The sequence below is a fragment of the Pseudomonas onubensis genome (assembly GCF_965653655.1).
GTDB lineage: Bacteria > Pseudomonadota > Gammaproteobacteria > Pseudomonadales > Pseudomonadaceae > Aquipseudomonas.
Genome location: NZ_CBFHAZ010000085.1, coordinates 17,319 through 27,398, shown reverse-complemented (window position 1 = coordinate 27,398; position 10,080 = coordinate 17,319). Strand labels below are relative to the sequence as shown.

The 10,080-nt window shown below is 60.7% G+C and carries 8 protein-coding genes; 7 read left to right on the top strand and 1 reads right to left on the bottom strand.

Annotated elements, in window-relative coordinates; translation table 11 throughout:
- Nucleotides 1-501 precede the first annotated feature (501 nt).
- From ACTD9P_RS22630 to ACTD9P_RS22615, 4 genes are read left to right on the top strand one after another with little or no spacing between them, the layout of a single operon-like run.
- On the top strand, nt 502-1,167 hold the full coding sequence (locus tag ACTD9P_RS22630; protein WP_003187615.1) for an amino acid ABC transporter permease: 666 nt from the start codon (nt 502-504) through the stop codon (nt 1,165-1,167).
- Nucleotides 1,148-1,807 (top strand): amino acid ABC transporter permease, encoded by a 660-nt coding sequence (locus ACTD9P_RS22625; RefSeq protein WP_138817330.1) that lies wholly within the window; start codon nt 1,148-1,150, stop codon nt 1,805-1,807. Before ACTD9P_RS22630 ends, ACTD9P_RS22625 begins: the two co-directional genes overlap by 20 nt.
- Entirely contained in the window at nt 1,804-2,580 is a 777-nt protein-coding gene (locus tag ACTD9P_RS22620; RefSeq protein ID WP_438869431.1) for an amino acid ABC transporter ATP-binding protein, read from the top strand. Before ACTD9P_RS22625 ends, ACTD9P_RS22620 begins: the two co-directional genes overlap by 4 nt.
- Nucleotides 2,577-3,428: a transporter substrate-binding domain-containing protein gene (locus ACTD9P_RS22615; protein WP_438869430.1), complete on the top strand. Its 852-nt coding sequence runs from the start codon at nt 2,577-2,579 to the stop codon at nt 3,426-3,428. Before ACTD9P_RS22620 ends, ACTD9P_RS22615 begins: the two co-directional genes overlap by 4 nt.
- A gap of 99 nt (nt 3,429-3,527) precedes the next feature.
- On the opposite strand, the gene ACTD9P_RS22610 is transcribed toward ACTD9P_RS22615, so the two are convergent.
- On the bottom strand, nt 3,528-4,688 hold the full coding sequence (locus ACTD9P_RS22610; RefSeq protein WP_438869429.1) for an AAA family ATPase: 1,161 nt from the start codon (nt 4,686-4,688) through the stop codon (nt 3,528-3,530).
- A 120-nt stretch (nt 4,689-4,808) separates the two neighbouring features.
- On the opposite strand from ACTD9P_RS22610, the gene ACTD9P_RS22605 reads away from it, so the two are divergent.
- The 3 genes from ACTD9P_RS22605 to ACTD9P_RS22595 are packed head-to-tail and all read left to right on the top strand — an operon-like array spanning nt 4,809 to nt 10,008.
- Nucleotides 4,809-5,891 (top strand): efflux RND transporter periplasmic adaptor subunit, encoded by a 1,083-nt coding sequence (locus ACTD9P_RS22605; protein ID WP_438869428.1) that lies wholly within the window; start codon nt 4,809-4,811, stop codon nt 5,889-5,891.
- Nucleotides 5,888-6,958, top strand: coding sequence for an efflux RND transporter periplasmic adaptor subunit (locus tag ACTD9P_RS22600; protein ID WP_438869427.1), 1,071 nt, complete (start codon nt 5,888-5,890; stop codon nt 6,956-6,958). The genes ACTD9P_RS22605 and ACTD9P_RS22600 overlap by 4 nt, the downstream gene beginning before the upstream one ends.
- Entirely contained in the window at nt 6,955-10,008 is a 3,054-nt protein-coding gene (locus ACTD9P_RS22595; RefSeq protein ID WP_438869426.1) for an efflux RND transporter permease subunit, read from the top strand. Before ACTD9P_RS22600 ends, ACTD9P_RS22595 begins: the two co-directional genes overlap by 4 nt.
- Nucleotides 10,009-10,080: the final 72 nt, after the last annotated feature.

Genomic DNA, 10,080 nt, shown 5'->3' with positions numbered 1-10,080 from the left:
GGACTGGTCTCAATACTGGATACGATAAACCGGCTTAATCGCATAACCTGAACCGCCGTATACGGAACCGTACGTACGGTGGTGTGAGAGGACGGCGGATGTGAATCCGCCTCCTACTCTATGCCTGAAACAAAATCAAACCCTGTGGAAGCTGGCTTGCCTGCGATTGATCGTTCCCACGCTCCGCGTGGGAACGATCAGCGTTTCAGAGATCGCGGCTATTGATCGCCCGACGCAACGCCACCAGCCACTTCACCAGCTCCTGCGGATCAATCGGTTTCGCTTCGTTCATTATTCATTCCCTCGAATCCAGACCCAGCAACCATAGCCGTCACCCACCCAACCCGCGAATCCGGCGGTTATCTTTTTGGGTGATATCAATATGCTATTTTGGTATTTAAATTTTACTTTTTATACCTTTAAAGTTCGCGCTACCCGGCGTTACCCTCGTCGGAACGGACAGCGCCCGCCGCATTACCCCTGCGGCGTCATGGACTCAAGATGACCTTCGATTTTGCTTTTATCCTCAGCACCTTGCCGGCGTTTTTAAAGGCCGTGGGGGTGACGCTGCAAGTGGGCTTGATCGCCATTGCCACCTCGTTGCTGGTGGCGCTGATCAACGCCGCATTGCTGGTGTTTCGCACGCCCTACCTGTCACGCCTGGTGGCGCTGTATGTGGAACTGGCGCGCAATACACCGCTGCTGATTCAACTGTTTTTCGTGTACTTCGCCTTGCCGGCCCTGGGCTTCAATATCTCCGGGTTCTGGGCGGCGATCATCACCATGACCTTCCTCGGCGGCGCCTACCTCACCGAAGTGCTGCGCGCCGGGGTGGAAGCGGTGCCACTGGCGCAGATCGAGTCGGGCAAGTCCATCGGCCTGTCGGACTGGCAACTGCTGCGCCATGTGATCCTGCCCCAGGCCGGTATCCTCAGCCTGCCGGCGCTGTTCGCCAATTTCATCTTTTTGCTCAAAGAGACCACCGTAGTGTCCGCCGTGGCGGTGCCGGAGATTCTCTACACCACCAAGAGCTACATCGCGCTCTACTACAAGACCTACGAAATGCTCGCCGTGCTGACGCTGATTTGCGTATTGCTGTTCTTGCCGCTGTCGCTGCTGCTCAGCCGCCTGGAAAGGAGGCTCCAGCATGGCCAGTTCGGGTCTTGAGTTGTTGTGGGTGTCGTTGCCGCAATTGGGCAAGGGCGCTGCACAAACCTTGTCGATATCGTTTTTGAGCATCGCCTTCAGCACCGTCGGCGGCGTGTTGTATGGCGTGTTGCGCACCTTGAATAACCGGCTGATCAACGCGGTGCTGCGGGTTTACCTGGAACTGTTCCGCGCGATCCCGGTGCTGGTGTGGTTGTACTTGCTGTTTTTCGGGCTGCCGATTTTCTTTGGCCTGAGCATTCCCAGTTTCTGGTGCGCGGTGCTGGTGCTGTCGCTCTGGGGCGCCAGCGAGGTGGGCGAGGTGGTACGCGGCGCGCTGCATTCGCTGCCACGTGGCCAGCGCGAGGCGGGGCTGTCGATTGGTTTATCCGACCCGCAGCTGTACGGCTACGTATTGCTGCCCCAAGCCCTCAAACGCATGACGCCGCCGACCATCAACGTCTACACGCGCATCATCAAGACCAGCTCGCTGGCAGTGCTGATTGGCGTGGTGGATGTGATCAAGGTCGGCCAGCAAATCATCGAGCGCACCTACGAGTCGGTATTGATCTACGGCGTGCTGTTCCTGTTTTTCTTCTTTATCTGCTACCCGTTGTCGGCCGCCTCCAAGGTGCTGGAACGGCGCTGGGGCCAGGCATGAGTGCATTGATCGAGTTCCAGGGTTTCAACAAATTTTTCGGCGAGACGCAGGTGCTCAAGGGCATCGACCTGAACGTGCAGAGTGGCGAAGTGGTGGTGATCCTCGGCCCCAGCGGCTGCGGCAAAAGCACCTTGCTGCGCTGCCTGAATGGCTTGGAAGTCGCCCACAGCGGCAGCCTGCGATTTGCCGGCAAGGAGCTATTGGACAAACACACCGACTGGCGCCAGGTGCGTCAGGACGTGGGCATGGTGTTCCAGAGCTACCACCTGTTCCCGCACATGAGCGTGCTCGACAATATCCTGCTCGGCCCGCTGAAAGTGCAAAAACGCGACCCGCGTGAAGCCCGTGAGCAGGCAGAAAAACTGCTGGATCGTGTCGGCCTGGCTGATAAGCGCGACGCCTTCCCGCGACAGCTGTCCGGCGGCCAGCAGCAACGCATCGCCATCGTCCGTTCGCTGTGCATGAACCCTCAAGTCATGCTGTTTGATGAAGTCACCGCCGCCCTCGACCCGGAGATGGTCAAGGAAGTGCTGGAAGTGATTCAAGGCCTGGCCCGCGATGGCATGACTTTGTTGATCGTCACCCATGAAATGGCCTTCGCCCGCGCCGTCGCTGACCGCGTGGTGTTTATGGAGGCCGGTCGCATCCTCGAACACGACACCCCCGAGGCATTCTTTACGAACCCGCAAACCGCACGCGCGCAGCAGTTCCTGGAGAAGTTCTCCTTTGTTTCAACACTGCCCAAAAAGACCAAGGAATTGGAGCTGATATGAAAAAACTACTGCTGCCACTGTTTGCCGTCGCCTTACTGGCCGGCTGCGATAAAAAGGCCGAAGAGCCTGCAAAGCCCGTCGCTGCTGCCAGCTACATCGACAAGATCAAAGCACGCGACAAGCTGATTGTCGGCGTGTTTACCGACAAGCCACCCTTTGGTTTCGTCAACGAAGCGGGCCGCTATGTGGGGTTTGATACCGACATCGGCCGCCAATTCGCCAAGGACCTGCTGGGCGATGAAAACAAGGTTGAGTTCGTAGCCGTCGAGCCGGCCAGCCGTATTCCGTTCCTGCAAAGCGACAAGGTCGACCTGATCCTCGCCAACATGACCGTGACGCCGGAGCGCAAGGAAGCGGTGGACTTTACCAACCCCAACCTGAAAGTTGCGGTGCAAGCCCTGGTGCCCCAGGACAGCTCGGTGAAAAACCTGGATGACCTGGCGACCCGCACCACCATCGTCACTACCGGCACCACCGCCGACATCTGGCTGACCAAGAACCACCCGGACTGGAAACTGCTCAAGTTCGAGAAAAACTCTGAGTCACTGCAAGCCCTGTCGGCCGGCCGTGGCGATGCCTACGCGCAAGACAACCTGGTGCTGTTCAGCTGGGCCAAGCAGAACCCCGGCTACCGCGTGCTGGAAGAGAAACTCGGCGATGAAGCGCCGATTGCGCCAGCGGTGAAGAAGGGCAATATCGAACTGCGCGACTGGGTGAATGCGGAGCTGGCGAAGTTGGGCGAGGAGAAATTTTTGCTCAAACTGTATGACCAGTACGTGCGTAAAGAACTCAGCGATGACACCAAGCCTGAGAGTGTGATTGTTGAAGGCGGTAAGTGGCAGGGTTGATATAGCTATCGCAGGCAAGCCAGCTCCCACATTTTGATGTGTGAATACCTTCAAATGTGGGAGCGGGCTTGCTCGCGAAGAGGCCCTTCCAGGCACCGACTATTGCGGCCAATGCCAAGCCGGTGCATCCAAAATCCCCTGGCCGACAATCTGAGTCTGCCCCAGCACCTTCTCCAGCACGATGCAATTGCATTGCTCATCCTGCTGCAACGCCGCAATCAAGCGGCTGGCGTGCGACACCACCCACACCTGGCACTGCGTCGAGGCCTGGATAATCAAGCGCGCCAACGCCGGCAATAAGTCCGGGTGCAAGCTGGTTTCCGGTTCGTTCAGCACCATCATGGTCGGCGGCCGTGGCGTCAGCAGTGCCGCAATCAGCAGCAGGTAGCGCAAGGTGCCGTCTGACAATTCCGCTGCCGACAAGGGGCGCAGCAAACCTTCCTGATAAAACTCAATCGCAAAACGCCCGCCTTGCAACGGCTCGATGTTCAGCCGTGCACCGGGGAACGCGTCACTGACTGCGCGCTGCAACGCCTCGGGGTCGCCGATTTCGCGGATGGTTTGCAATGCCGCAGCCAAGTCGCGCCCATCGTGATGCAGCACCGGCGTGCGCGTGCCCAGTTGCGGCTGGCGCACGGGGGCGTCCACATCGCTGCGAAAGTGATCATAAAAACGCCAGCCACGAATGCTTTCGCGCAGCAGCAACACCTCCGGCGAGCCACGCAGGCTGCCGACTTGATCGAACAGGCTGTGGTAGTTGGGCGTGTGCTGGGCCAATACGTCCCAGGCGCGGCCATCACGTGCGCGCACCATAGGCCCGGAACGTTGCACCAGCAGGCTGGCCGGGCGGTAGACGTGACCGGCCCAGATGCATTCTTTCTTTACCTCCGGGTCCAGGGCGAAGTAAGACTGGGTCTTTTCCGGCAGCCCCAGGGAAATAGCGTAGCTGAAGTCTTCCCCGGCAAACCCCAGGCGCAGGCGTTTAACGCCCTGACGCACAATCGGCTCGACCGGCACCTCGCCGCTGCGCATGCGCCTGCTGATGGTTTCCGGCCCAGCCCAAAAGGTCGAATCCAGCCCACCTTCACGCGCCAGAGCATTGATCACCCCGCCTTGGGCGGTTTCCGCCAGCAGGCGCAGGGCGCGGTACAAGTTGGACTTGCCGCTGCCATTGGGGCCGGTGACCAGGTTCAGCCGGGCCAGCGGCACCACCAATTTATTGATCGAGCGGTAGTTGGCCACCGCGAGGGTTTTGAGCATGTGTATTTAGTCGGCGTGGGAACCCTTGGAGTATGGGATGCTCCATGCAGATAAGGAACCCTGATCTAAGCTCACAGTCGCATACTCACTGTCACATCGCGTCACGCAAAAGGAGCCTGCATGGGCGGTCGTATTTACACCTGTATTTTCGGACTTGGCCTGCTGACGCTGCTGAGCGGTTGCGGCCAGGAAAAAACCGAGCCCAAGGAGCATTCGCGGGTGTTTGTGCAGACCGTGCAGCCCGCGGATTTTGCCGCCGCCGTGACCCTGACCGGCGATATCCAGGCCCGCGTGCAAACTGACTTGTCCTTTCGCGTGGGCGGCAAGATCATCCAGCGCATGGTCGACGTGGGCGACCGCGTGACCGCCAGGCAAGTGCTGGCCAAGCTCGACCCCAAGGATTTGCAGACCAATGTCGATTCCGCCCAGGCCCAGGTCGTGGCCGAGCAGGCACGGGTCAAGCAAACCGCTGCCGCCTTTGTGCGCCAGGAAAAGCTCCTGCCCAAGGGCTACACCAGCCGCAGCGAATACGACGCCGCCCAGGCCGCGTTGCGCAGCAGCCAAAGTGCCCTGGCCGCTGCCCAAGCCCAATTGGCCAATGCCCGCGAACAACTCGGCTACACCTCGCTGGTTGCCGATGCGCCTGGTGTGATCACGGCACGTCAGGCCGAAGTCGGCCAGGTGGTGCAGGCCACTGTGCCGATTTTCAGCCTGGCCACCGATGGCGAGCGCGATGCGGTGTTCAATGTCTATGAATCCTTGCTGGTGGAGCCCCCGCCCGATGCGCCGATTACCGTGAGCTTGCTGGACAACCCGAGCATCAAGGCCGTGGGTAAAGTGCGTGAAGTCACGCCCGCCGTGGCGGCCAATACCGGCACCGTGCAAGTCAAAATCGCCCTGCAATCGCTGCCCAAAGGCATGCAGTTGGGTTCAGTGGTCAGCGCCACGGCCAACGGCCCGGCCAAGGCCAGTATCGAGCTGCCGTGGTCGGCGCTGACCAAAGACCTCAACGAACCCGCCGTGTGGCTGATTGACGGCGACGGTAAGGCGCAACTGCATAAAGTAACGGTAGCGCGCTACCTGACCGGCAAAGTGATCATTGGCGATGGCCTTAAAGGCGGCGAAAAAGTCGTGGTGGCCGGCGGGCAATTGCTGCACCCCGGCATGACTGTCGAGATCGCCCAGCAAGGAGTCCAGCCATGAAGCGCCTGACGGCAATGCTTGCCGCCAGCCTGTTGCTGGTCGCTTGTTCCAAGGAAGAACCTGCACCCGAGCCCGTGCGCCCGGTGCTGTCGATGCAAGTGAAGTCCGAAGACCAGGAAACCCTCGGCCGCTTCGCAGGCACCATCCAGGCCCGCTACGAAAGCAACCTGGGTTTCCGCGTGCCCGGCCGTATCGCGCGCCGCGCCGTGGACGTTGGCGCCGAAGTGGAGAAGGGCGCCTTGCTTGCCGTACTCGACCCCACCGACCAGCAAAACCAGTTGCGCGCCGCCCAAGGCGACCTCGCCCGGGTGCAGGCGCAGTTCATCAACGCCCAGGCCAACGCTCGGCGCCAGCAGGAACTGTTCAATCGCGGCGTCGGTGCCCAGGCCCAGTTGGATGTGGCCCAGACCGACCTGAAAACCACCCAGGCGACCCTTGATCAAGCCAAAGCCTCGGTCAACCAGGCTAAAGACCAGCTCAACTACGCCGAACTGCGCACCGACCACGCCGGTATCGTTACCGCCTGGAATGCCGAGGCCGGCCAAGTGGTCAGCGCCGGCCAGCAAGTGGTAACGCTGGCGCGTCCGGATATCAAGGAAGCGGTGATCGACCTGCCCGCCGGGCTCGCCGAGCGCCTGCCGCCGGACGTGGTATTCCTGGTCGCCGGGCAGCTCGACCCCAGCGTCAATACCACTGCCATCGTGCGCGAAATCGAACCCCAGGCCCAAAGCGCCACGCGTACCCGTCGTGCGCGCCTGACCCTGGCCGAGACGCCACCTGCGTTTCGCCTTGGCACGGCCATCAGCGTGACCTTGAGCAGCGCCATCGCTCCGCGTATCGAACTGCCGTTAACCGCCTTGCAGGAAGTCGACGGCAAGACCCGTATCTGGCTGCTCGACACCCAAAGCCAGACCGTGCAGCCGCGTGACGTCACGGTGATCAGCCGCGATGCCAACAGCGCCTTGCTCAACGGCGGCGTCAAACCCGGCGAACGCATCGTCACCGCTGGTGTGAACAGCCTGAAAGCCGGGCAAAAAGTCAAAATCGACGAGGACAGCCCGCGATGAAAGGGAGCTTCAACTTATCCGACTGGGCCCTCAAGCATCAGTCCTTCGTCTGGTACCTGATGTTCGTCGCGCTGCTGATGGGCGTGTTCTCCTACATGAACCTGGGTCGCGAGGAAGACCCGTCGTTCACCATCAAGACCATGGTGATCCAGACCCGCTGGCCGGGCGCGACCCAGGAAGAAACCCTCAAGCAGGTCACCGACCGCATCGAGAAAAAACTCGAAGAACTCGACTCCCTCGACTACGTGAAAAGCTACACGCGGCCGGGTGAGTCCACCGTGTTTGTGTTCCTCAAGGACACCACCAGCGCCAAGGCCATTCCGGACATCTGGTACCAGGTGCGCAAGAAAATCGACGACATTCGCGGCACCTTCCCCCAGGGTTTGCAGGGGCCGTCGTTCAACGATGAGTTTGGTGATGTGTTCGGCTCGGTGTATGCCTTTACCGGCGACGGCCTGTCGATGCGCCAGCTGCGCGACTACGTAGAACAGGTGCGCGCCGAGATTCGTTCGGTGCCGGGGTTGGGCAAGGTCGAGATGATCGGCCAGCAGGATGAAGTGATTTACCTGAACTTCTCCACGCGCAAACTCGCGGCTTTGGGGATTGATCAGCGCCAGGTCGTGCAAAGCCTGCAGTCGCAAAACGCGGTGACGCCCGCCGGGGTGATCGAGGCCGGGCCGGAGCGGATTTCGGTGCGCACGTCCGGGCAATTCGCTTCGGAAAAAGACCTGGCCAACGTCAACCTGCGGCTCAATGATCGCTTCTATCGGCTGGCGGACATTGCCGAAATCAGCCGTGGCTACGTCGACCCGGCGCGGCCGATGTTCCGCTTCGATGGCAAGCCGGCGATTGGCTTGGCCATTGCCATGCAGAAGGGCGGCAATATCCAGTCGTTCGGCAAGGCCCTGCACACGCGCATGGACGAACTGACCGCCGACCTGCCAGTGGGCATCGGCGTGCATAAGGTTTCCGACCAGGCCGAAGTGGTGGAAGAAGCCGTCGGCGGCTTTACCAGCGCCTTGTTTGAAGCGGTGATCATCGTACTGGTGGTGAGTTTTATCAGCCTCGGCATGCGTGCCGGCCTGGTGGTGGCGTGCTCGATTCCACTGGTGCTGGCGCTGGTGTTTGTGTTCATGGAATACAGCGGCATCACCATGCAGCGGGTGTCGTTGGGCGCCTTGATCATTGCCCTCGGCCTGTTGGTGGACGACGCGATGATCACCGTGGAAATGATGATCACGCGCCTGGAAAAAGGCGAAACCAAGGAGCAGGCGGCGACTTACGCCTACACCTCCACAGCCTTCCCGATGCTTACCGGTACGCTGGTGACCGTCGCCGGTTTTGTGCCGATTGGCCTCAACGCCAGCTCGGCGGGCGAGTACACCTTCACCCTTTTCGCGGTGATTGCCGTGGCCATGTTGGTGTCGTGGGTGGTGGCGGTGCTGTTTGCGCCGGTGATCGGCGTGCATATCCTCAGCGCCAAGGTAAAACCCCATGACGCTGAGCCTGGGCGCATCGGCCGCGCCTTTAATGGCGGCATGCTCTGGGCCATGCGCAACCGCTGGTGGGCCATCGGCATTACCGTGGGCTTGTTTGTGGCCTCGGTGTTCTCGATGCAGTTTGTGCAGAACCAGTTTTTCCCGTCCTCGGACCGCCCGGAAATTCTGGTCGACCTCAACCTGCCGCAAAACGCCTCGATCAATGAGACGCGCAAGGCCGTCGACCGCCTAGAAGCCATCATCAAGGATGACCCGGACATTGCGCGCTGGAGCACCTACATTGGCCAGGGCGCGATTCGTTTCTACCTGCCCCTCGACCAGCAGCTGGAAAACCCCTACTACGCGCAGCTGGTTATCGTGAGCAAGGGCCTGGAAGAGCGCGGCGCCTTGATTGCGCGCCTGCAAAAGCGCCTGCGTGATGACTTTGTCGGCATTGGCAGCTACGTGCAGCCGCTGGAAATGGGCCCGCCGGTGGGTCGGCCGATTCAATATCGCGTGTCGGGTAAAGACATCGACCAGGTGCGCAAACACGCTATCGAACTGGCAACGTTGCTGGATCAAAACACCCACCTGGGCGAAATCATCTACGACTGGAACGAACCGGGCAAAGTGCTGCGCGTGGACATTGCCCAGGACAAGGCGCGCCAACTGGGGCTGTCGTCGGAAGACGTGGCGCAGTTGATGAACAGCGTGGTCAGCGGCGCCTCGGTGACCCAGGTACACGACGATATCTACCTGATCAACGTGGTCGGCCGCGCCGAAGATGCCGAGCGTGGCACGCCGGAAACCTTGCAGAACCTGCAGATCGTCACACCCAACGGCACCTCGATTCCGCTGCTGGCCTTCGCCACCGTGCGTTATGAGCTGGAGCAGCCGCTGGTGTGGCGTCGCGACCGCAAGCCGACGATCACCATCAAGGCCTCGGTGCGCGACGAGATGCAACCCACGGACCTGGTAAAACAGCTGGCGCCGACCATCGAGAAATTCAGCGCCGGGTTGCCGGTGGGTTACAAGGTGGCCACCGGCGGCACCGTCGAAGAAAGCGGCAAGGCCCAAGGCCCGATTGCCAAGGTGGTGCCGCTGATGCTGTTCCTGATGGCGACCTTCCTGATGATCCAGCTGCACAGCGTGCAGAAGATGTTCCTGGTGGCCAGTGTCGCGCCGCTGGGCCTTATTGGCGTGGTGCTGGCGCTGATTCCAACCGGCACGCCCATGGGCTTTGTGGCGATCCTCGGCATTCTGGCGCTGATCGGCATCATCATCCGTAACTCGGTGATTCTGGTGACGCAGATCCACGAATATGAAGTGGCCGGTTACACAGCGTGGGACGCGGTGGTGGAGGCCACCGAGCACCGCCGACGGCCGATCCTGCTTACCGCAGCGGCGGCCAGCCTGGGCATGATCCCGATTGCGCGGGAAGTGTTCTGGGGGCCGATGGCCTACGCGATGATCGGCGGGATCATCATTGCGACCTTGCTGACGCTGCTGTTTTTGCCGGCGTTGTATGTGGCTTGGTACAAGATTCGCGAGCCGAAAAAAGAACAGGCCTGACCATCGGGGCCTTCCTGAAAGGATGTGGGAAGGTTCTTTGAAACACTTTTCGAACCCTTGCTGAGGGTTATG